This is a genomic window from Microcoleus sp. T3_D1 (assembly GCF_036700405.1).
In the GTDB taxonomy this organism is placed as follows: Bacteria; Cyanobacteriota; Cyanobacteriia; order Cyanobacteriales; family Microcoleaceae; genus Microcoleus.
The window spans coordinates 1-21,694 of sequence record NZ_JAUBOV010000075.1 but is presented as its reverse complement, the minus strand read 5'-3'; the positions used below and the strand labels follow the sequence as shown (position 1 = coordinate 21,694).

The window sequence follows — 21,694 nt, the reverse complement described above, 5'->3', positions numbered from 1 at the left end:
GACTATATAATTGTAAGTACGATCGTCCCAGGATTTACTATGACGGCCTTAACAGAAATACGCGAAGCAATCGAGAAAGCACAGCCTTATTACTCTCCATTCGAGTATTTTGAATTAGAAGAGGCAGCAGAGTATAAAAGTGAATATCATAGCGGTCAAATATTACCAATGGCGCTTAATTCCGCCAATCACAACCTGATAGTAGGTAATTTGATTGCTCCTTTGAACTTCGCTTTGAAAAAACAGAGAGATTATCATTTATTTGCTTTAGGTTTGCGTTTGTGGATACCGCAGAAGCAAGTTTGTACTTATCCAGATGTGATGTTAGTGGCGGGGAAGTTGGAGTTTGCTGAGGGTAGGAAAGATACGATTACTAATGCGGTGATGGTGGCTGAGGTTTTATCGGAATCGACGGCGGATTATGACAGGGGCGGCAAGTTTAAACTTTTTCGCACGATTCCTACTTTTCGAGAGTATGTTTTGATAGATCAATACGAGATGCACGTTGAACAGTTTTCTAAGACGGATGATAATAAGTGGGTTTTGTCTGAGTATGAGGGTGCTGATGCGGTGTTGAGATTGAGTTGTGTGGAGTTTGAGATGGTGCTGGGTGATATTTACGATCGCGTGGATTTTGAGTCTGAGTCTCAGGAGTGAAGTGATAGAATAATTAAGTTGATTGAGTAAAAGGCATAAACTTAGCTTGTCAGTTCACTCGCGCTATGCAGATGGCACACTTGTTCTGAAAAACCAGCAACCGCCACGACTTGGGGAATCAAGACCCGATCCGAGCGCTCTAGGCCCTCATTCTCAGTTAAGATGGGATACTTATAACCAGAGGATTTATCAGGCGCGAGAATTTGATGAGTCAGGGCAACCCGTGAGAGATATTGATTTTACAAGTCCCACCTATCCTAATGGCAATCCCCGTCCAGATCATCTGCCGCCACCGCATCAACATCGGTGGATACCAAATCCCACCGGTGGTACTCCTACTAGAAGTAGAATCCCGGAAGCATTATGAAATCTGAAAAGTCGGCTATTACCTATAATATCGGTCAAAAATGGGCTGTGACTCTGTGCTGCGAAGCAGAAGAAAAACTGGAATTAAGAGTTGCAAAAATCCTTGAGTATTTAGAAAAAACTTATCTCTTAAAGCAATGGGCAATATCTGATATTGAAGCTACGGGCAGTTACGGCAATTGCTGGACGGCGCGGTGTAATAATCGGGAAATATTTCAGGTATCTACTTCTGATTTATTAGAGGTAATGAGGGAAGAAGGTCAAGTTATTGAATTAGATGCTAGTTTGATAAAAGATGAGGAGGAATTGTTTAAAATATTGATTCGAGATGGGGTTTCAATTGATTTACTTGGCAGCGGGGAGATGATGCCGCTGACGGTTTTGGGCAAATATGTTTATGTTGACAAAGAACTGTTTATGTGGTAAGGACGTGGGAGCGATCGCACTTTACCAAGAAATTGGGTCTAAAGCCCCGTCCTTATAGGACGGCTTTAATTACAGAGACTGTGAAGATTCGTTAAAGATACAGACTTGCAAATCAAAGTTTCTGTAATAGTGGTAGACTATTGAAATGATAGTATTAGAGTTTAAGTTGAAGGGCAAAGCGGAGCAGTATCGAATCATCGACAACATGATTCGGACGGCTCAATTTGTGCGAAACAAAACTCTTAGACATTGGATAGATAATCAAGGGATTAAGCTAGTAGACCTGTACAAACAATGCGCCGTTATGGCAAAAGAGTTTGAATGGGCAGGCAAGCTTAATTCGACGGCACGTCAGGCTTCCGCCGAACGTGCCATTTTTGCTATCCAGCGTTTCTTTGCTAACTGCAAAGCTAAGAAGCCAGGAAAAAAAGGATACCCGCAGTTCAAGAAACATACTCGCTCTGTTGAGTACAAGCAGTCCGGTTGGTCGCTTTCTAGTGACAAAAGATGCCTAACATTTAAAGATGGATTTGCTGCTGGGAGATTCAAGTTAATCGGTAGTCGGGATTTGCATTTTTATGCGCCTGATGAGATTAAACGAATTAGGATTGTGCGCCGTGCCGATGGCTACCACGCCCAATTCTGTATCAACGTGGAGCGGAAAGAGGAACTTGTTCCGACTGGTAAGGTTATTGGAATAGACGTGGGATTGAACCACTTTTATACTGATAGCGACGGCGAAACAGTTCCTAATCCTCGCTACCTCCGAAAGAGTGAAAAAGCTTTGAAGAGATTGCAGAAGCGAGTTTCTCGGAAAAAGAAAGGTTCCAAGAACCGGAAAAAGGCGATCAACAAGTTAGGAAGAAAACACCGGAAAGTCAGCAGGCAGCGTAAAGACTTCGCCATAAAGACGGCGCCCGGCGCGGTAAAATCTAACGATTTTGTAGCCTACGAAGACCTTCAGGTTCGGAATATGGTTAAAAACCACAAGCTCGCTAAATCAATCAGCGATGCAGCCTGGTCACTATTTGCTAAATGGTTAGAATATTTCGGGAAAGTGTACAGCAAAACAGTCATTGCTGTTCCACCACAGTACACCTCTCAGAACTGTTCAAATTGCGGCAATCTAGTCAAGAAAACCCTGTCAACTCGAACCCATATTTGTGGTTGCGGTACGATATTGGATCGCGACCACAATGCTGCGTTGAACATTTTGGCGAAAGGGTTAAAGCAGGCAAAATTTAATTTAAATACGGCGGGGCACGCCGGAATTCACGCTGGGGGACAGACCGATCTCTACTCGCTGGTGGTGACATCAACAAGCAAATCGACTGGATGATCCAAGAATCCCCGCGCCTTCAAGGCCGGGGAGTGTCAAAAACCTGTTGACCCATCCGTCAAAGAGTGTTGTGAACAAATGAGAGGAGAGGAAGTGCGCTATGACTGTATTTGATACTAAGTCGATTGCGGATATGCTATTGATTTCGTCGAGGAAATTTTCATGGCATTAATAGATATAAAGCTACCGATTAATTAACTATTGAGAAGTCATAGTTACAGTATATTTTGTGTTCGCTCCTGTTTCTTGAACCTGAAGAATATAGTCATCCTTACCTAAGTTTTTCTGAATTGTTCCGGCTGAACTGATATAAGCCGAAGCACTATCTATCTGTTCTCCAGGATCTATAACTCCATTACCATTTGTATCAACATATAGCCACATTCCAACTTGGTTAGTTACTTGATCCAAAATTAGATTGACATTACTGGTACTCTGCAGACTAAATAAGTAATATTTTTGGCGATTTTGGCGATTTAAAGAACCAGTGTGACTGAACGTCTTACGCTCTTGCAAAGATTTAACATTAATTGCATCATTTGTATTGTTAACAATTTGAAGGTTATAGTCACTATTGCTACCTTGAAATTTAACAGTAGCAATATAGTTGTCTGGTCCTAAAGTTCTACTAATTGTTCCGGTAGAATTATTATAAGCCGAGGCACTATCTATCTGTTCTCCAGAATCTATAATTTTATTACCATTTGTGTCAACATAAAGCCACATTCCAACTGGGTTAGTTACTTGATCTAAGTAAAGACTGACATTGCTTGACTTATCTATGGTGAAAAAGTAAGATTTTTCCTGGTCTTTGGAGGTGAGCCGATCACTAAAAATGCGACTTTCTTTTAAAATGCCAATATTGGGATTTCTGGATGTTTTTGGTTCTACGAAAGGTTGTTTGTCAATATCAGGTGTTTTAGGTGGAGGTAATGAAGTTGCCCCTGGAGTTGAGGTTACAACTTCCTTTTCAGTCTTCTCATTACCTGTAGGAGAAGGAAGTTGTGGTGTTTCTATTGGAGGAATATAACGATATTGCAAACCTACTATTAGTATTGCTACAGTGATTACTGCCAAAAAAGAAAATAGACCTAATAGAGTGGCTCCCCTCATTGGATCAGTACCTGGCTTATTATTTTTTTTCCCACTATTGGGTGGCTTGAGTCAGAAGTGAAAATCACCACTAAAAGTCCCTCCCTGAAAAAAGCCTTTAATTTCTTTAATTTCCTCTGCTATCTTCCCAAAATTCTGGACACTTGGTGGCTGAGACTGAAGTGCATTCGTCAAAGCTTTAACGGCTGAAGCCAGTTTTGCATCTGTACTTACTGCTGTATCTACTTCCTCGACCGCTTTAGCGACTTCCGGATCTTTCATGACTGCTTCTAACTCACCAACTGCTTTGCTATAATTTAAGGGCTGCTTTTGAGCTAATTCTATAGCCGTTGCTGTACTTGCCGACTTGATTTTAAGCAGTGATAGCAACTTATCAGCTTTCTCAACGACTAGCTCACCTAGCTTTTCAGTAGCCTTCTCTGTGGCTGTCTCCGTGGCTTTGACTAATACTAAAGTTGCGATCGCCCCGGCTGTCAATGTGAGAGGTTCCATAGAAAAAAATTGGTTATTTTTTAAACTATAGCGACTTAATATCAGATTTAACAGTGAGAAAAAGTAATAAAAAAGTAATAAAAAAGTAATACCTGCTGTCTCTTGTGGTAAAATCTGTACTAATCCTACCTTAACGCTCCGCTAGTAAGGAACTTTAACATATGACCGTTGACGAAGCCATCGCGATCGCAGAAACAGCCCTCAACTACGATCGCCTCAACAAGATTCAAGAGATAGTGTTTCGTCAATCCTGGGAAGGACGGTCTTATAAAGAAATTGCAGCCAGCACTGAATATGAATATGATTATATCAAAGATGCTGGTGCTAAACTATGGAAATTACTTTCAACAGCACTCGAAGAAAAAGTCAAAAAAGATAATCTCAAATCAGTCTTAAAGCGATACTTACGAAAAACTCAAGTGAATTTACAGCGAAATCTGACGATCGAAGTTAACCTCAGCGGTGCTAATCTCAGCGGAGCAAACTTAAGTGGAGCTAGATTATTCGCAAACTTGAATGAAGCTGATTATGGTCAAGCTGATTTAGATAAAACAATAAATGCTGACACTGTAACTGAATTATCTGGCTCAGAAAACGAAATTGACTGGAATGGTTTTTGCTTTCACTGCGACGCACAGGTGAAAATTGCCGAAATACTCGATCACACTTCCGCCCTCTTCATCCCCAACTCCCAACTGCGACTCGCAACACCCGCAGGGAGACAAAACCAACAAGCTGACTTTCTGATCTTCCACCAAAACAAGCTAGGGATACTGAAAATTGACAGTGGATCATCCCATCCAAACGCAACAGAAGATGAAATGTGCGATCAGCTTTTGAGAGATTCTGGCATCAGTCTTGTCAAACATTACGAGGCTAACCGATGCAGCGAACAACCCGATCTAGTTGTGCAGGAGTTTTTGGAAATTTTGAGTCACGTACAAGCCTAATAAGGTGTTTTTTATTTAAACTGTGATACAAATATTACCTTGGTTTTTGATATTTTCTCACTTCAACAATTAACAATCATTCATTTCCGAGTCCATGTAATAAATAGTATAGCTCTTCAATTAATTTAAACGTTCGGCGGAAAGTTTTACACTAATTGACGCAAAGAATTGTGAATTATACCGTATTTAAAGGCACAATAGCTTATTTCACTTTAATTTAAAATTGTAGCAACGAGTTATCTCTTGTGAATTCCTTTTTCTCTTTCTTCCTCTGTGTCCTCTGCGTCCTCTGCGGTTACTTTCAAAATTATAAATTTAACCGCAGAGTTACACAGATGAATGCAGATTGAGATTGTCTGTTATTGCACAAAGCAAAGCGAAGCAATCTTCACCCCGTGCGATTGCTTCTTACTAATTATCCATGATCAATTCTCCATTCCCCTCAATCACTTCGCCGATAGCCCAAGCACCAATTCCCTGAGATTCAAACCATTTAACAGCCTGTTCTACTTCCCTGGAATCGAGCAACAGCACAAACCCAATCCCCATATTAAAAGTATTGAACATATCTGCGGTGGCAACTTGGCCCGCTTCAGCAATCCACTGGAAAATTGGCAAATTTGGCCAGCTATTGCTGTCAATTCTGACAGATTGATTAACTCCCAAACAGCGCGGCAAATTTTCCGGCAAACCGCCGCCGGTAATGTGAGCCATGCCGTGAATTTCTAGACCGCTCTTAATTGCTTCGAGGACTGGTTTAACATAAATTTTAGTCGGAGTTAGCAGGACTTCTCCTAAACTTTTGCCGCCTAACTGTTCGGGTTGGGAATGCCAGTCAAAACCCAAATCGCCCGCAATTTTTCTCACCAAACTAAAACCGTTGCTGTGCACGCCCGAACTTGCCAGCCCCACAGCCACATCTCCCACCTGCACCCGCGAACCGTCCAACAATTTGCTCTTTTCGACAATTCCCACACAAAACCCCGCCAAATCGTACTCACCCGCTTGGTAAAAACCGGGCATTTCTGCCGTTTCCCCTCCCAGTAAAGCACAGCCCGCTTGCTTGCAACCGTCAGCAATCCCGGCCACCACCGCAGCTAATTGTTCGGGATTTAACTTTCCCGTGGCTAAATAATCGAGAAAAAAGAGGGGTTCGGCCCCGGATGTCAGCACGTCATTGACGCACATTGCCACCAAGTCGATACCTACCGTGTCGTGCCGATCGAGATTGTGGGCCAATTTCAACTTAGTCCCAACGCCGTCAGTACCCGAAACCATCACCGGCTCTTTTAAACCCTCCGGGACGCTGAAAAAACCGCTAAACCCGCCGAATCCGCCCAAAACTCCCGATCGGTGCGTGCTCTTGACCATATTCCCGATGCGCGAGACAAAAGCTCTGCCCGCCTCAACATCCACACCTGCTTCTCGATAATCCATAAGTCCGCCAAATCGATTTCTTCTAATTTTTAGTTTATTCCCATAACAGTTGACAAACAGCTTTTTTAAGACTAGCCATTTCGTAGCCCACAAAATACACTAAAGTTTTGTAAATTTTTGTAAATTTTTCCGTAAAGACTGAAACGGCTGTAAGCACTGGAACTAAAGGGTTTTATGATAGAGGGTTTTGAGAAAATTTGATGAGGATTTGGTGAAAATGGCGATCGCAGCGATCCCCAACCGCAAAAGTTTGTGGTAGTCTGTTGCAGTTCGTGAACAACACACAAATTGCCGATCGAGTATGAGTTGTCAAGTGTCAGGGAAGTTTCCGCCAAATTTTTTTTGGGTGGAAGCATTAAAGCAAAAACGCACCCGGATACTTTGCTTTGACTCACGGGGGAATGGCGAAGGGCAAGAGAGAAATCCTTGACGCCTGTCGCCAAACGGCCAATCCTCCAATCTCGGTTGGCAATGGCTATTCACAAAAATGGACGTATGAAGGAAAAATTTGTTGGTGGTCTACTCGCTGTCCTGTTAGTTCCTGTGGTAGGAACGGCATCCTCTTGTCACGCACAAGCAACAGGTGCCGACAACCAAAACTCTCAGGTTTCCAAGCAAGTAATTGCCACCCAACCGTCCCGGCAGTTAAACGCTACTCGGGTCGAAGCGCAAAAAGTCGGACAGTATCAGTATCAAGCAAGAGCTGAAATTGCCCGAGACTCGATCGCCAAAATTCAGCCCCACAACTTAGGCGGGCGACAAGCAGCGACAGTCTACGTGCGAAACATTCCAGTCATCACATTTCTCAACGCCAGTCCGGAAACAAACACGCCTTTGGGAGAAACTGGCAACAGCCAAGCCCGTCCTAGCAGTCCGTCAAAAGTAGCGGGCGCAAGAGAAAATCCCAAAGTCGGAAACCTTGCCAGCAACTCTAGCAACCAAGAACCCGATCCCATTTGGCGGGCATCAAGCTTAGCAGCAAGACTCAATCAGCTAGCCCGCAACAACATCGATCCCAACAGCATTACCGTTAAGTGGGAAAAAGGCGATCGCTACATTATCCAGGCAAACGGCGAGGAGTTGGTAAACATCAACGCCGAAACCATCCTCCCCGACACCACCAGCAACTTTAGCCGAGACGCCCTGCAAGCAACCAATCGCCTCCGCCGGCTTATGGGCAACGCCCCACCCCTGGAAGAAGTCGCAGGCAAACCCCAAGCAGAACGCTCCGTGCTGTCTATGGGCCCACTTCAAGTGCGCCTCAGCGGCTGGGCTTCCTGGTACGGCCCAGGATTTAACGGCAACCTCAGCGCCAGCGGCGAGCGTTTCAACCAAAATGATATGACCGCAGCCCACCCAAATTTGCCTTTTGGAACGAGAGTCATGGTGAGAAATCTCGACAACGGCCGCACTGTGGTCGTCCGCATTAATGACCGCGGCCCCTATGTGGGCGATCGACTCATTGACTTGTCCGCCGGCGCCGCCAGCGTGCTAGGAATGATCAGCAGTGGCGTTGCCAGAGTGGAAATCGAAGTGATCGAACCGCAGCAGCAAACAACTGTTGGACGCTGAACGGTAGTCTAAGGCAGAATACAAAAGTTATCCGAAGTGTAGAAAGCAGAAAGTAGAATAAAACTGACATCTTGCACCATTGTCAATTACTTGTTTAGGAACAGGCAGGATGCCTGTTCCACAAGAAAACTCATTCTTTGTGGAACAGGCATCTTGCCTGTTCTTGAGAATGGTGCAAGATGTGAGATAAAACTGACATCTTGCACTATTCTTTGTGGAACAGGCATCTTGCCTGTTCTTGAAGATGGTGCAAGATGTCAAGTCGAACAAATTCTGACAAATAAACTCTGCATTCTGCCGAATGCCTTCAGGAGATTCTACCGGTGCGCCTGTTTACTACCATTGCAGCACTTCGCTGCTACTTAAATTTACAAAAGTCTGCTGCACCTCATTTGACAGTCGGTTTGGTGCCGACGATGGGAGCTTTGCACGCAGGGCATCTGAGCTTGATCCAGCGGGCAAGGCAAGAAAATGCGATCGCCCTGGTCAGCATTTTTGTCAACCCGCTGCAATTTGGGCCGACAGAAGATTTTCAAGATTATCCTCGGAATATCGAGCAAGACCGGCTGTTGTGCGAACAAGCTGGCGTTGATGCCATATTTGCTCCCTCAGCAACCGAAATGTTCGGCAACCAAGCCGTCGAGCGTACAGAAACAGAGCAAACCGCCCAAAAACAGATAGAGATTCACCTTTCATCCTTAACTCAAGTAGTGCCGCCACCGGCGATGACATCGGTTTTGTGCGGCAAAGCAAGGCCCGGTCATTTTCAGGGCGTCGCGGCAATTGTTACTAAACTTTTGAGTTTGGTGCAGCCGACAAAAGCTTATTTCGGTCAAAAAGACGCCCAGCAGCTAGCAATTATTCGGAAGCTGGTCTTGGATTTTAACTTGCCTGTAGAGATTGTCGCTTGTCCGATCGTCCGCGAAGAGTCAGGACTGGCAATGAGTTCTCGCAATCAGTATTTAACAGCAGAGCAAAAACAGCAAGCCTCCGTACTCTACCGCGCGCTGCAACAAGCCTCGAAAACTTTTGCTTCAGGCGACCGCACCGCAGCAGCAGCACTCGCCGCAGCCCACGCAGCAGTCGCAGAAGAACCCGCAGTCAAGCTCGAATACGCCGAAATCGTCGATTCCGAAACTTTGACGCCCTTGCAGGTTGTGGAAACAGCGGGACTTTTAGCCGTGGCAGCCAGAGTTGGCTCTACTCGTTTGATTGACAATATAATTCTCAGGAATCGCCGGCCAATTGTGGCGATCGACGGCCCGGCGGGAGCAGGAAAATCTACCGTAACTCGCCTTGCCGCAACAGCTTTGAACTTGTTTTATCTGGATACCGGCGCGATGTATCGGGCGCTGACTTGGCTGGCATTGAAAACAGACACGCCGATTTCCGACGAATGCGCGATCGCCGAATTAATCAGTTCCAGTTATTTGGAATACAACCTCGATCCCGCATCAAAGATGTTGAAGATTAACGGCGAAGACGTAACCGAGGCAATTCGCAGTTTAGAAGTGACATCCCGCGTCTCGGAAATGGCGGCACTTCCCGCCGTGCGGCAGTTTCTGGTGGAGGAACAGCGGCGCTGCGGCACAAAAGGCGGAATTATAGCAGAAGGCCGCGATATCGGCACTAACGTGTTTCCCGATGCGGAACTTAAGATTTTTTTGACGGCTTCGGTACAAGAGCGATCGCGCCGGCGGCTGTTAGAACTTAAAGATACCGATCGGGCTAATATTAGCTTGGCCCAATTGGAACAAGACATCGCCCTGCGGGACGAAAAGGACAGCACCCGCGAGGTTGCACCTTTGCGTAAAGCGGCCGATGCTGTGGAAATTCAAACAGACAATCTGACTGTTGCTGAAGTTATCGATCGGATTGTCGGCTTGTACAAAGAGAGAATCGGCCCTAAAAGTTAATTTTAGGAGTGGCGGGCGGGCGATCGCCCTCATATCAAATCCGGTTAACCTCACATCTTGCACCATTCTGGCTTAACAGGCTTTCGGGTCTATCCCACAAAGAGTGAATTTTCTTGTGGAACAGGCCGAAAAGCCTGTTCCTAAAAAGCTTATTGACAATAGTGCAACATCTCACGTTAAACCAACTTGCAGTGTCAGGTAGGGACGCGGGCAGATGCGGGCTGAGTCCCTGAGAATATCGTGCCATTAATCCGATTTGAGCGCCGTCCCCCGGGCTGCGGAAAAAGTTCCACCATCCCGCGTTTTCATGGGTTAGGGGATTTCTGGCGCACAAATCTTAAATTTTTTTATCCTGACGGACTTCCCCACGATCGGTTATTTCCAGTAGCATTTTTACGGACTGTCCAATTTAAGATTATCCTCTTAAGTGGATTAACTTGATATCAACATAAAATCTCAAATTAACTGTACAAGGTGTGAAGGAGAGAATGACGTGACAAAATTGAAACTGCTGTGGAGGCGGCGAAAAACTTTAATAGTTGCTTTTATGGCAGCAACAGGAAGTTTTTTGCTGGGTGTGACATGGCCGATTAACTTGCGGGCCAATCAGCCATTGGAACCGATTCAGGCGCAAGTCTTGGCCGTATCCCAGTCGCAAGAACAACAGCCGATGTCCAATATTAATAAGTTCTCCGAGGCGATCGCCCGTCGAGTAGAATTTTCCCAAAATGCTCTAGCCCAAGTGCAGGCAATCCGATTTCAATCAGCCGTACCGGATCAGTTTCAAGGTACAACCCTTCGTCACGCGAAACTCGACTCCCAGCACAAGGCGATCGCCCTGACATTTGACGACGGCCCCTGGCCGAAAACAACTACACAAATCCTAGATATTCTCAAGGAAAATAATATTAAGGCTACATTCTTCTGGGTAGGAAGATACCTGCACAATTCTCCCGAAATTGGCAAACAGGTCGCAGCAGCCGGTCACGCGATCGGCAATCACACTTGGAACCACCAATACCTTCAGTATAACGAAGACGGTGCCGCTCGCGAGATCGATCGCACTTCATCCTTAATTGAGGAGTTGACCGGCATCCAAACATCGATGTTCCGCCCGCCAGGAGGCATTTTAAACAATGGATTGGCAGCTTACGCTCAAAAGAAAAATTATGCAGTTGTGATGTGGTCTGCTGATTCTTTTGATTGGCGAACCCTTACGGAATCTTTGATAGACAACGTGATGAGGCAGGCAAAATCCGGGGGCATTGTGCTGATGCACGACGGCGGCGGCAATCGAGCGAGAACAGTAAAGGCTTTACCTGATATTATTGCTCGATTGAGAAAGGAAGGGTACAGTTTCGTAACAGTTCCCGAGTTATTGCAGATGCAAGAACAAGACTTACAGCAACAGGAAACAGCAAAAAAATAACAATTTGGAAAAGTGGGATTTTACACCATTTTTCCATTTTTTTGTATGTCGTTAGATGAATTTTTCATAACTCTAGCCGAACGAAGAAGGAAGAAGTAGCAACCTCGCCCGATTCCCGGCGACGTTCTTAACTCCTGAAACCATTGCTTTAATTCCATTTCCTTCTTCCTTCTTCCTTCTTCCCTTTTCCCTCTTCCTTCTTCCCTTTTCCTTCTTCCCTCTTCCTTCTTCCTTCTTCCTTCTTCCTTCTTCCTTCTTCCTTCTTCAACTACACAAATCAATCGAAAATCGCTAGGCTATAACAGAGCATCAGTTCGATCGCCAGTTGATCGCGTACCAGCCATGACCCAAAGTCTTAGTGCGACAGGGTTGCCCCCCGCCTTCCCGGATCACACCCAACTCCCCGAATCCGACGGCACGTTTGTGAAAAACTTTCAAGAACATCCCCAGAGTATTCTGCTAACCGACTCCCTAGAAAGCACACTGCAAACGCTTCACCCCGACGGACAATATGCGATCGGGCAAGATTGTGGCATCTACTGGCGCGAAACCGACCCACCAGAACGCGGAGCCGAAGCCCCTGACTGGTTCTACGTCCCCAACGTTCCGCCTTTGTTAGACGGCGAAATTCGCCGCTCTTACGTGATTTGGCGCGAGTATATGGTGCCAATAATTGCGATCGAATTGGCGAGTGGGGATGGTTCCGAAGAACGAGACAACACGCCTTTATCTCGTTTGCCAGAAGGTACTAATCAGAAACCAGGGAAGTTTTGGGTATACGAACAGATTATCCGCATTCCCTACTACGCCATCTATACAATCAAAACCAGCCAACTGGAAGTCTACAACTGTGTAAACGCCCGTTATTGTCGATTGGAACCCAACGATCGCGGACATTACCCGATCGAGCGCATGGGAGTAGAGTTAGGCGTATGGGAAGGCAGCTATCAAAATCAGACACAACGGTGGTTGCGCTGGTGGGATAATCAGGGGAATTTGTTACTGACCGGGAGCGAGCAAGCTCGACTAGAACGCCTCCACACCGAACAGGAACGCCAGCGGGCTGAAGCTGAGCGTCAACGGGCCGAAGCTGAGCGTCAACGGGCCGATCGCGTGGAGCAAACACAACGAGATGCTATCCCCCAACTACTGGCAATGGGTTTGACTGTCGAACAAGTTGCCCAGGCGCTTTCTCTGTCGGTGGAAGATTTGCAGCGATTGGGATAAATGGCGATCGAGCTGACCATTTCCTAGCAAGGACTCTGGTCTTTTTCGATACATTAATTGGAGCCATATTACCAATTTAGGCTTGAATCTAAGGGCAGATTTTGCAACTGAGAATTCACCCAATTAGCCGCCGCCAAACCCGATCGCAAAGCACCCTCTATTTGACCTTCCCCGCACAAATCCCCCGCACAAACCAGCGGCAAATTCCCCCCAGCAGGCAAACAAGAAACAGGCAAAGGATTTCGACAAAAAGCATAGCGCCAGCGGTGAACCTGCAACCATTCCGGCTGTTTCAGCCAAGGGATTAAATATTCAGAAGTGCGATCGAGCAATTCATGACCGACAGTTTCCAAATCAGCAGCTTCTAAATAGCGTTCTGCAAAATTTGCGCTGCTGTGAACCACAAACACCGGCTGCTGCGGATCGAGCCGTTTGCTGCTGTCCAAACCAACCCAAGCTAAATCAGCATTATCGGGAAAAGAAACAGATTTCCACTGCGGATTTAGATTGCTCAAATCTTGCTGTTTTGCCGCAGAATAGCCAGCCATAACGGTAATGCAAGGGTCGTACTCCACAGAACGCAATTTGTCAATAAAATCAGGCGAAAAACCCATTTCAGAATTCAAAAACATCAAAGCTTGAGGTGCAGGAATTGCCACAACCACAGCCTTAGCAATCAATTCTTGAGGTATCTCTAAATTGCTGTCAGTGACTTCTAGGGAAAGATGCCATATTTGGTTATCTGTAGTCGAAATAGCTTGTACGCGGCGGCCAAACCAAATTTCTACCCCCTCCGCCAGATACTTACCGACAGCATTCATACCCGCAGGTGCGACATAGCAAGAACTAGCAATAGCAGAAAGTTTCCCCTGTCTGAATTCCCAGACAGTATCAGTCCAGAGTTTGAGGATGTGGCGATCAACCAAAGCCTCAATTAACCCCTGCACCGCATCCCCCTGCGGTGCCAGATACCGCGCCCCGTGATCGGCCCTAGTACCATGTACGCGGCGGGTAGCAACACGTCCCCCCGCGCCGCGAGATTTCTCAACAACAGCCACAGAATAACCAGCTTGACGCAACCGTTGAGCGCAACTCAGCCCCGCCATACCCGCACCAATCACCGCAACATCGAACATAATTGGACTTTCAGATACATTACTTACCGGACTTTTTCTAGGAAATAAGCCTTAAGCTAATTTCTTAACTTGCAGTTAATTTGCGATAGCAACGAGCGGTGATTAAATGAGGGTGAAAAACCTCGATAAAATTAGACTGAAGTTTAGTAAAAAATGTGTTCATTTCTTGCTGGTCTTCTAAATGAAAAGGAAATTCTTGATTAAAACCTTTAAAGAAATACCAGTTAAGGATCATCTTCCCTGACGGAGCCAGCATTTGGTGAAACTCCATCAATTGCTGACTGGGCTTGACTAAATGTTCCATCACATCTAAACAAATAATCGTATCGAAAACTTCGGTCGGAGATACTTCCAGACTACACGAAATTTTTTCACTCAATCCTAACTTAGCAGCTCGGCTTTGAACAAAATTGCAATTTATGGGGTTAAGATCGCAATAGACTACTTGTTCTACTTGAGGACAAAGAGCTGCTGCAATAGCATGAGTGCCAATACCGCCGCCAAAATCTAAAACTCGACCGGCAGCCATATCTGATATTAATGTTAAAGTGCCTCCTATGTAATCCTGATTGGACATATGCCAAGCTCCGAGGTCAAATAGGTAAGCTTGTCCGACTCGATCGCGATAAAACTCGCTAGCTTTTTCCCAATCAAAATCCCGATGGCCTATTTCTTTTAGGGATTTTTGACCGAGGGCTAGCTCTTGTTCAATTGTTTCTAAATCTAAGTTTAAAAAATCCTGTAGATGCTGCTTGAGATTGAAAGTATCTTGCCAATATCCCTGCAAAAAAGACGGTGCGACAGAAGAAGACATCATTTACTTTTTCTAAAAAAACCAAACTCATTATAGGATTAACTGACATTTTTGAACAGAAGTACACTAAATTATTTTTCCTTTGTTTATAGCGAATAAAATAGTGGGGGCTCAGGGCGACGGTTTGACTCCTCAAGCTGCGGGGTTGCAAGCGTACCGAGGGGTTCGGGGTTGGCTGCTGGGCATCTAAATTGTATTTTTAGGCTCGGCGGGACACCAAACTTGACTGTAAAATTTAGATGCGCGTCCGGCGATCAATGTAGCTGCTGAGGTTATGGCTTCTAGCACTCGGATATTCTGTGCAAAGCCTGTCGATCGTCCTGCGCCAGGTAGTAGAATAAGGGACAGCACGAATCCATGATTAAGACCCGATAAAAAATGCCACTGTAGGTAAATCCTAAATCCCACTGGTTGTCAACCAGCAGCAATCTAAAATCTAAAATCTAAAATCTAAAATCGTATACGGGAGGGCAAAATTTTGGACGAACTCAGAGCAGCACTCGAATTGACAACAGAAGAAGAATTGCAGCAACTAACAGAACTTCTGTTCAGCCGCAAGTTTAACCCTTTAGATTACGTACAAACCCCCGCACCGATAGATGTACAAAGTCGCGATCGCCAAGCATGGCTCGACGCCGTAGAACAGCGGTTTCGCTATCTTGCAGCCGACGGGTTGACGGTACTCAGAGGGCGAACCCAACAAGTAACTTACAGACAAGCACTAATTCAAGTTTGTCGCTATCTCAAAATCCCTTATCCCAGACAGTTGTCAACCACCGACTTAGAGGCAGAAGTATTTCTGCACTTAATGGGCCGCGCGTGGAAGCGTTTACCTGCAGACGAACAGCAAGCGCTGACAGTGCGCGTACAGCGAGCTATCGTTGATTCTAAACTCTCAGAACCCCTGCCCATTTCTGCTGAAAAAGACCCGCTGGGTTTACTGTTCAAAGGTGGCAGCGCTTTAGCTGTTAGTTCCATCTTAAAACCAATGTTGCTCAAACTAATGGCAAATCAATTTGCGCTGCATTTTGCCACCTATCAAATGGCAAAACAAGGAGTGCTTGCAGGCACTGCAACTGCAGCAACCCAGTTTCAAAATTATGTCGCAATTCAGACGGCGCGGCGCGGTATGGCGGTGAGTGCGGCTCGTTACGGTGCAACGCGGAGCGTATTTTCGTTAGTCGGCCCGGTGATGTGGACTTGGTTTTTAGCGGATTTGGGTTGGCGATCGATTTCCACGAACTACGGCCGCATTATCCCGACCATTTTTGCCCTAGCTCAAATTCGATTAACGCGATCGGAATGCGTTTGGGAACTAGCTTAACGATGGTAAATTGTAGACTTTAGATGTGAGATTGGGAGTGTGGGTGAATATCAAAAATCGGTTGAAATTAGCTGCCAAACTGACAGCCGAAAATCTCAAGTCTCGCCTCCAAAAACATCCAGATCCCCGCCTGCAAATCCCTTGGAATTTCGCCCAAGTGGGGATGCTGATTTTTCCCTTAATTCCAATTTTAGGAGCTTTAGGTTTATTCCTGGGATTGGCCGGCACTTGCAAGCAAAAGTTCCGTCAAATTAGTCGCCGCCCGTTGAATCGAGGCTTCGCAATTCTGAGCGGGTTGCTAGTCATCACAGCGGTTTTTGCCCACAACCGCATCGAGGCTTTTATAGGGTTGTACAATTTCTTGCCGTTCTTTATATTGTTTGCCGCTTTCAGCAGTTTAATTCAAACTCTGCCTCAATTGCGGCAATTGTCTTGGATGATTGTAATTAGTTCAATTCCAGTGATAATTTTAGGTCTGGGACAGCAATTTTTAGGTTGGAGCGGCATCGATCAATTGCAGCCTGTTTTTGGCTGGGTACTCGAACCCAAAGGCAATCCCCCCGGCCGCATGGCTTCTGTATTTATGTACGCAAATATTTTAGCTGGCTATCTGACAATTGCTTTTATTTTAGCAATGGGACTGTGGATGGCAGAAGGCAGAAGGCAGAAGACAGAAGGCAGAAGGCAGAAGGCAGAGGGAAGAAGGCAGAAGGAAATAATTAATGAACTGCAAATTACCAATTCCCAGTTACCGATTCCCAATTACCGCTTTCCAATTACCGCTTTCCAATTACCGCTTCCCAATTACCGCTTCCTATTTTTAAGTTTTGCAGCGATCGGAAATGGTGTTGCTTTGATTTTTACTAATTCTCGCAATGCGTGGGGACTGGCAGTTTTGGCAGTTTTGGCTTTTGCATTTTATGTGGGTTATAAAAAATTATTAGCTGCGGTTTTTAGTGTGGCTAGCACAGTTTTTTTGTCTGCCTTTGGCCCGGAACCACTGCGGCAATCTTTACGAAGAATTGTTCCGGCTTTCTTTTGGGCTAGACTCACCGACGAAATGTTCCCAAATCGGCCGACAGCTACTTTGAGAACTACTCAGTGGGAATTTGCTTGGTCGATGACTCAGCAGCGTCCTTGGACTGGTTGGGGATTGCGAAATTTTACGCCTCTCTATCAAGCTCAGATGCAAGAATGGCTGGGCCATCCTCACAGTTTGATACTGATGTTGACGGCGGAAACGGGAATACCCGCAACGCTTTTGTTGTTGGGTTTAGTTGGTTGGGTTTTGGCTAGGGGTGTTTTGCTGCTGGCGAATTGGCCGCTTTTCCCTGGGGATATTAAACACGAGCAAATAGCAACACAGGAGGTAGCGGAAAATGCTTTATTTCTCCCTCAAAAATCGATAATAAATAGCACAAATCAGGTGGTTTGTCAAGATGTAAGAGCGGCCGATCGCCTAATTTTTTTCAGTTATTTATTAGCCTTCGCCGCCTGTACGCTATTTAACACTGTAGATGTGACGCTGTTTGATTTTCGACTCAATACTACAAGCTGGTTGCTGTTAGCCGCAATTTGCGGAGTCAGCCAGAGGGAATAGGGAATAGGGAATAGGGAATAGGGCATCGGGCATCGGGCATCGGGCATCGGGCATCGGGCATCGGGCATCGGTTATTGGTTATTAGAAGGAACAACCAACAACCAACAACCAACTACTGACTAATGACTGTAAATGAAAAATAAAGTTGTACACTGAAAATCGAGCAAATGACTGCTATGGCGTAAGTTTAGTACGGAGTTTTAGGAGTTAAAGTTGTACACTAACGGAGAATTAGTGTAGTGAATGAGTCAAAATTGAGAAAATAAAGTTCTACACCGTAGCACTATGGCTTGTGATAGATGGAGAAAATCTTATACCCAATAGGGTTAATTTTCGTCAAAGAGTCGCAGGAAGTAGCAGCTAACCTGGTAGACATATGATATGGAAAAGGTAGTAGCAGTATGGCTGTGGTTGGATGTGATTTATGGGCGAGAGTGTGAGAGAGTGAATGTGAGAGTGAAGCCGAAAGTGAGGGTGTAAAGTGCGATCACTCCAACTGATAGAGTTTGATTGGGAGAGTGCGATCGCATCGTTAAAATCTGGTCAGCCTGTAATTCCTGTCTGGTTAGATCGGATTCATCAAGGGCTAGCTAGTAAGCTGGTGAGTTAGGCGCGATCGCACCCCGTTGCCGTCTTAAACTGCCCGATCCGGTGACAAGGCGACTGGGCATAACACGCCCCACACAACCTTGGAGGTTCCAACTTCATCCCCACTCCAGCAGGCGGCAACATCCCTGTAACCCTTGGGTTGTACTCCCTCATACTCAGTAGCCACTAGCTATCAGACAAAGATTCGAGATTATGGATTTTAGCAGGTGATCGGCGGTCAACTCTTCTCAACCGTGTCCAATCTGTGCGAGGTAGTTGCAGGCGATCGAGCTTGGCTAATTTCCTCAAACAGATAACGCTCGATCGAAGCAGCAAATAGCTGTAATGCTTGATAGGCTCCACAACAATGTGGAGGTTTTGGCGTTGCTGAATCAAGGGGTGCAGAGCGATCGGGTGAACGTCTGGGTGGCGGCTGAGGTGGCGGATTACCTGTACCGGATGGCTGCGGGCAATCTCAAACGGTTTGTGTGAGTAGTCAAGGTTTTGTGGTTAAAGCCTTGACTGCATTTATACTATTTTAAGACCTAAACATTGCCTTTAAAGATAAGTGTTTTGACGGGGCTGTCACCCAGTTAACCCGAAAAGAAAAAGTCAAAAGGCTACTCCCGATCGACGTGGCTGTCTTTTCCTCACTTATGGAAACTGGGTTATAAATTCTGTCTTTGACAGCATTGGCAATCTCCTGACATTTAATTAGTCCTGTTTGGGTTCTTGAACCAGAGTAAATAACCAAGAACCTTCTTTTTTCTTTTTACTACGTCGCCACCCTAAACCCTCTGGATCTCGTGGTTTAACCCATTCCAAAAATTTATTAGGGTGACTGTATGCGTTATTGAGAATAGTGCGCTGACTAAGTTTCAAGCGTTTCGCTAAATCCTCTATACTCAACTGTTTATTCACGGGCGTATATATCTCAACCTCAACTACATCCTCTGCGGATTTGAGAATTAGTGAATCTTCATTAAGAGACTGCTCTTGATAGACTTCGGGGGTTGGAGGAGTTAAGGTTTCAGTGAGAGGTTCAGCCTGGTCAGCGGCAAGGTGATCGTTACCATTTAAGAATCGATCACTATCTTGAGACTGTTCTTTGGCGGGCTCTAGTAATGCCACAGGAGGCTCTAGTAATGCCATAGGAGGCTCTAATCCTTGCCTCAAATGCTCAATCAACTCTTTGAGCCTGCCCCCCTGATAAAAGGTCAGTAGTTTCTCCGCTGCCTTTTTGGGATTGTCCATTCGTATAGATTTAGACCGATCTTTAACCCCCAGCAGTTCTTTGACGTACCTGTTGAGTTCGCGGCTGTAAGCTGGCTCCTTATCCTCATCGTCGGGAATTGGGTTAGTATATATGTAGTTGTTGATTCTTACGCCAACCAAATCTCGCTTGTCCACGTACTCTCGTTCTTCTGCGGTCAAGTGATCGGGGTCTTTTATGTCACGTCCTAACTGCGCGGCAACATCTATGGCTATAAGTCCTCGATCGAGTAACACACCTATGGCTGGAATAGCTTCTGCTGCTCGGTTTGCGGCTCTAATACGTTTCTGTTGCGCTGATTGTAAACTCTCATCGAACTTCGGATAGTGACTATCCGAAGTTTCCTCAATAAGATCCGTCCGTTCTCCTTGGCGAGACTCATAGATGATTGCCCGAAACCTTCGTTGTACTTCAGGATCGGCCTGAAGCACTCTGTCTATAGTTTCTACGCTAGTTTCTAATCCATTAGGACGTTTGGCGGTAATAAAGGCTCGGAAATTCCCAGAATCCGTGCCTTTAGTGTAGCAACAGTAGTAAGGAGTCATAACTCTCTTGGCAACATAAAGGCATTCCCACAACTTCTCGTCAATAATTTCTTTGATAAACTGGGGAATTTTGTCTACAAAAGCTAAATCCTTACCAATTCCAGAGGCTATCCCATCAGAGATTAAAAAAGCTTTAACCGCTCGATCGTGCTGATCTTCAGGCAATTTATCTCCGTCAGACAGGACTTTGTGAACAAGGGCTAACTCTGGAATTTTAGACTCGTTCGGATCGATAATTTTGATGTCTGTGTAACTCATGAATCTCCACCTTCTTTAATACGGTTGGCATGAAGAATTTGATCGCACAACCAATGATAAAGTTTTTCCCATCCTTCGTAGTTGACAAAACCTTTTAAAGGAATCCCGTGTCTTCGTTTAGCTTTACCGTAAATCTCTTGAACTTTTTTTACCCGTTCTTGTTCACTACCATTAGGTAACAAAATGCAAGCTAAATGGAAAGCTTTTTTATTAACCTCCCTTCGAGCAAACTTGAGTTTTTCATCGGGCAAAAAGTCTGCATACTCTGAAGGGAATCCTGAAGGAACAATGCTGCTTAAAGAATTGCGCTCTACAGGCTCATTATTTTGAGCATCCCGGTATTGTTGATATAATAACTCAAACAAAGCTTTCTCTTTATCGCCCATTAACATCTGCGCTAGATGTGCAGGAGTTTTACCTTTGCCCCAATGCCGCCAAATCTCAGTATTTTCAATGGCCCATTCAGCGACAATGGCATATTCTATCGGAATTTCCTCACTTTCTACGATATGGCCTTCTAGTTCTCCCGTAGAAGCAATGGGTTCAAATGAAGAGTTTATTGGCTCAGAGTCCTTATCTCTATTTTCTTTTTCTTGTTCTTCGGATGATCCTTCTTCTTCCTGTTCTTGCACAAGATGGGCAACCTCATTTAAGACTTCTAATGCTAACTCCATTAGTGTTTTATGTGCAGGAATTAAAGTTTCAACCGCTTCTGGCTCTTCTTTGGGGAAAAGGCGGAGCAAGCGCCCTAAATCTTGTGTAAAAGATAAAAGAGCGCGAATATTGGTGGCATGGATGCGATACTTTAAACGAGGGATAGAAACACCTTCGCCTAACATTCCAACTCCAATAATCCAAGAAGTTGCGTTTGAACCAGTTTCAGCAGCAAATCTTTCAATAAGTTCAGTCGGATTTTGACGAGGGTTAAATTTTGAGGTTGGCTCGTCATCTTTGGAAACTACTACTAAAGCATCCTGTCCAGTAATACTGCGAATTCGCTCTTTCATTTGTGCAGCAGCTTTAATAGTAGGGACTCGCACGTAGGTAGCGCATTCAGGCAGCCCGTTAGCTCGATCGCGTTGCATTCGCTGGTACGCCCATGTAATCGCTTCTTTGACCCAACCGCCATTAACATCAATAGCTGTGTTAAGGGCATCACCGGAAAACGAGCGAGAAGCCCCTGGCTTTAGACATGGGGAGGAAAGCGGCTGCGACTTCAGTCGCCTTGAATC

At 45.4% G+C, this 21,694-nt stretch carries 21 protein-coding genes; 12 read left to right on the top strand and 9 right to left on the bottom strand.

Features of this window, described 5'->3' with window-relative positions:
- The first annotated feature begins 39 nt into the window (after positions 1-39).
- The 4 genes from QT992_RS26155 to QT992_RS26140 all read left to right on the top strand — a co-directional run bounded on the left by QT992_RS26155 (position 40) and on the right by QT992_RS26140 (position 2,788).
- Positions 40-657, top strand: coding sequence for a Uma2 family endonuclease (locus QT992_RS26155; protein WP_333322215.1), 618 nt, complete (start codon positions 40-42; stop codon positions 655-657).
- Positions 658-703: 46 nt separating this feature from the next.
- Positions 704-1,024, top strand: a complete 321-nt coding sequence (locus QT992_RS26150; protein ID WP_333322214.1) for a hypothetical protein — start codon at positions 704-706, stop codon at positions 1,022-1,024.
- Positions 1,021-1,449, top strand: coding sequence for a hypothetical protein (locus tag QT992_RS26145; protein ID WP_333322212.1), 429 nt, complete (start codon positions 1,021-1,023; stop codon positions 1,447-1,449). The genes QT992_RS26150 and QT992_RS26145 overlap by 4 nt, the downstream gene beginning before the upstream one ends.
- A gap of 145 nt (positions 1,450-1,594) precedes the next feature.
- Positions 1,595-2,788 (top strand): transposase, encoded by a 1,194-nt coding sequence (locus QT992_RS26140; protein ID WP_333342497.1) that lies wholly within the window; start codon positions 1,595-1,597, stop codon positions 2,786-2,788.
- Positions 2,789-2,986: 198 nt separating this feature from the next.
- On the opposite strand, the gene QT992_RS26135 is transcribed toward QT992_RS26140, so the two are convergent.
- Both QT992_RS26135 and QT992_RS26130 read right to left on the bottom strand, forming a co-directional pair.
- Positions 2,987-3,901: a hypothetical protein gene (locus QT992_RS26135; protein WP_333342499.1), complete on the bottom strand. Its 915-nt coding sequence runs from the start codon at positions 3,899-3,901 to the stop codon at positions 2,987-2,989.
- A 51-nt stretch (positions 3,902-3,952) separates the two neighbouring features.
- Positions 3,953-4,393, bottom strand: coding sequence for a hypothetical protein (locus QT992_RS26130; RefSeq protein ID WP_333342502.1), 441 nt, complete (start codon positions 4,391-4,393; stop codon positions 3,953-3,955).
- A 161-nt stretch (positions 4,394-4,554) separates the two neighbouring features.
- On the opposite strand from QT992_RS26130, the gene QT992_RS26125 reads away from it, so the two are divergent.
- Positions 4,555-5,343, top strand: a complete 789-nt coding sequence (locus tag QT992_RS26125; protein WP_333342504.1) for a pentapeptide repeat-containing protein — start codon at positions 4,555-4,557, stop codon at positions 5,341-5,343.
- 411 nt (positions 5,344-5,754) lie between these two features.
- Here QT992_RS26125 and purM read toward each other — a convergent pair whose 3' ends face one another.
- Together purM and QT992_RS26115 are read right to left on the bottom strand one after the other, a co-directional pair.
- Positions 5,755-6,780, bottom strand: a complete 1,026-nt coding sequence (gene purM, locus QT992_RS26120; RefSeq protein WP_333342506.1) for a phosphoribosylformylglycinamidine cyclo-ligase — start codon at positions 6,778-6,780, stop codon at positions 5,755-5,757.
- A gap of 71 nt (positions 6,781-6,851) precedes the next feature.
- Positions 6,852-7,136: a hypothetical protein gene (locus QT992_RS26115; protein ID WP_333378098.1), complete on the bottom strand. Its 285-nt coding sequence runs from the start codon at positions 7,134-7,136 to the stop codon at positions 6,852-6,854.
- Between the two features lie 115 nt (positions 7,137-7,251).
- On the opposite strand from QT992_RS26115, the gene QT992_RS26110 reads away from it, so the two are divergent.
- The 3 genes from QT992_RS26110 (at position 7,252) to QT992_RS26100 (ending at position 11,697) form a co-directional block, all read left to right on the top strand.
- Entirely contained in the window at positions 7,252-8,352 is a 1,101-nt protein-coding gene (locus tag QT992_RS26110) for a septal ring lytic transglycosylase RlpA family protein (protein ID WP_333378095.1), read from the top strand.
- 323 nt (positions 8,353-8,675) lie between these two features.
- Positions 8,676-10,268 carry a bifunctional pantoate--beta-alanine ligase/(d)CMP kinase gene (locus QT992_RS26105; RefSeq protein WP_333378092.1) on the top strand — a complete coding sequence of 531 codons (1,593 nt, stop codon included), beginning with the start codon at positions 8,676-8,678 and terminating at the stop codon, positions 10,266-10,268.
- 493 nt (positions 10,269-10,761) lie between these two features.
- On the top strand, positions 10,762-11,697 hold the full coding sequence (locus QT992_RS26100; protein WP_333285270.1) for a polysaccharide deacetylase family protein: 936 nt from the start codon (positions 10,762-10,764) through the stop codon (positions 11,695-11,697).
- 20 nt (positions 11,698-11,717) lie between these two features.
- Here QT992_RS26100 and QT992_RS26095 read toward each other — a convergent pair whose 3' ends face one another.
- Positions 11,718-11,978, bottom strand: coding sequence for a hypothetical protein (locus tag QT992_RS26095; RefSeq protein ID WP_333285268.1), 261 nt, complete (start codon positions 11,976-11,978; stop codon positions 11,718-11,720).
- 61 nt (positions 11,979-12,039) lie between these two features.
- Between QT992_RS26095 and QT992_RS26090 the strand changes: the two genes are divergently transcribed.
- Positions 12,040-12,924 (top strand): Uma2 family endonuclease, encoded by an 885-nt coding sequence (locus tag QT992_RS26090; RefSeq protein ID WP_333378089.1) that lies wholly within the window; start codon positions 12,040-12,042, stop codon positions 12,922-12,924.
- Positions 12,925-12,992: 68 nt separating this feature from the next.
- On the opposite strand, the gene QT992_RS26085 is transcribed toward QT992_RS26090, so the two are convergent.
- Positions 12,993-14,060: an FAD-dependent oxidoreductase gene (locus QT992_RS26085; protein ID WP_333378086.1), complete on the bottom strand. Its 1,068-nt coding sequence runs from the start codon at positions 14,058-14,060 to the stop codon at positions 12,993-12,995.
- A gap of 64 nt (positions 14,061-14,124) precedes the next feature.
- The gene (locus QT992_RS26080; RefSeq protein WP_333285263.1) at positions 14,125-14,877 is read right to left on the bottom strand and encodes a methyltransferase domain-containing protein; all 753 of its coding nucleotides are present in this window, start codon (positions 14,875-14,877) and stop codon (positions 14,125-14,127) included.
- A gap of 475 nt (positions 14,878-15,352) precedes the next feature.
- Here QT992_RS26080 and QT992_RS26075 point away from each other — a divergent pair, with 475 nt between their 5' ends.
- The 3 genes from QT992_RS26075 to QT992_RS26065 all read left to right on the top strand — a co-directional run bounded on the left by QT992_RS26075 (position 15,353) and on the right by QT992_RS26065 (position 18,878).
- Positions 15,353-16,198, top strand: coding sequence for a YaaW family protein (locus QT992_RS26075; protein ID WP_190659331.1), 846 nt, complete (start codon positions 15,353-15,355; stop codon positions 16,196-16,198).
- Between the two features lie 43 nt (positions 16,199-16,241).
- A complete protein-coding gene (locus QT992_RS26070; protein WP_333341015.1) occupies positions 16,242-17,798 on the top strand; it encodes an O-antigen ligase family protein in 1,557 nt (518 codons plus the stop codon).
- 933 nt (positions 17,799-18,731) lie between these two features.
- The gene (locus QT992_RS26065) at positions 18,732-18,878 is read left to right on the top strand and encodes a hypothetical protein (protein ID WP_333341018.1); all 147 of its coding nucleotides are present in this window, start codon (positions 18,732-18,734) and stop codon (positions 18,876-18,878) included.
- A 222-nt stretch (positions 18,879-19,100) separates the two neighbouring features.
- Here QT992_RS26065 and QT992_RS26060 read toward each other — a convergent pair whose 3' ends face one another.
- Both QT992_RS26060 and QT992_RS26055 read right to left on the bottom strand, forming a co-directional pair.
- A complete protein-coding gene (locus tag QT992_RS26060) occupies positions 19,101-20,462 on the bottom strand; it encodes a hypothetical protein (protein ID WP_333341021.1) in 1,362 nt (453 codons plus the stop codon).
- Entirely contained in the window at positions 20,459-21,547 is a 1,089-nt protein-coding gene (locus tag QT992_RS26055) for a hypothetical protein (RefSeq protein ID WP_333378082.1), read from the bottom strand. Before QT992_RS26055 ends, QT992_RS26060 begins: the two co-directional genes overlap by 4 nt.
- Between the last annotated feature and the right edge of the window lie 147 nt (positions 21,548-21,694).

What these genes read in the sequence shown, in the direction of transcription:
- QT992_RS26155 (WP_333322215.1), top strand. Translation starts at nt 40, where the DNA reads ATGACGGCCTTAACAGAAATACGCGAAGCAATCGAGAAAGCACAGCCT.
- QT992_RS26145 (WP_333322212.1), top strand. Translation starts at nt 1,021, where the DNA reads ATGAAATCTGAAAAGTCGGCTATTACCTATAATATCGGTCAAAAATGG.
- QT992_RS26140 (WP_333342497.1), top strand. Translation starts at nt 1,595, where the DNA reads ATGATAGTATTAGAGTTTAAGTTGAAGGGCAAAGCGGAGCAGTATCGA.
- QT992_RS26135 (WP_333342499.1), bottom strand. Translation starts at nt 3,901, where the DNA reads ATGAGGGGAGCCACTCTATTAGGTCTATTTTCTTTTTTGGCAGTAATC.
- QT992_RS26130 (WP_333342502.1), bottom strand. Translation starts at nt 4,393, where the DNA reads ATGGAACCTCTCACATTGACAGCCGGGGCGATCGCAACTTTAGTATTA.
- QT992_RS26125 (WP_333342504.1), top strand. Translation starts at nt 4,555, where the DNA reads ATGACCGTTGACGAAGCCATCGCGATCGCAGAAACAGCCCTCAACTAC.
- purM (WP_333342506.1), bottom strand. Translation starts at nt 6,780, where the DNA reads ATGGATTATCGAGAAGCAGGTGTGGATGTTGAGGCGGGCAGAGCTTTT.
- QT992_RS26115 (WP_333378098.1), bottom strand. Translation starts at nt 7,136, where the DNA reads ATGCTTCCACCCAAAAAAAATTTGGCGGAAACTTCCCTGACACTTGAC.
- QT992_RS26110 (WP_333378095.1), top strand. Translation starts at nt 7,252, where the DNA reads ATGGCTATTCACAAAAATGGACGTATGAAGGAAAAATTTGTTGGTGGT.
- QT992_RS26090 (WP_333378089.1), top strand. Translation starts at nt 12,040, where the DNA reads ATGACCCAAAGTCTTAGTGCGACAGGGTTGCCCCCCGCCTTCCCGGAT.
- QT992_RS26085 (WP_333378086.1), bottom strand. Translation starts at nt 14,060, where the DNA reads ATGTTCGATGTTGCGGTGATTGGTGCGGGTATGGCGGGGCTGAGTTGC.
- QT992_RS26080 (WP_333285263.1), bottom strand. Translation starts at nt 14,877, where the DNA reads ATGATGTCTTCTTCTGTCGCACCGTCTTTTTTGCAGGGATATTGGCAA.
- QT992_RS26065 (WP_333341018.1), top strand. Translation starts at nt 18,732, where the DNA reads ATGCTTGATAGGCTCCACAACAATGTGGAGGTTTTGGCGTTGCTGAAT.
- QT992_RS26060 (WP_333341021.1), bottom strand. Translation starts at nt 20,462, where the DNA reads ATGAGTTACACAGACATCAAAATTATCGATCCGAACGAGTCTAAAATT.
- QT992_RS26055 (WP_333378082.1), bottom strand. Translation starts at nt 21,547, where the DNA reads ATGCAACGCGATCGAGCTAACGGGCTGCCTGAATGCGCTACCTACGTG.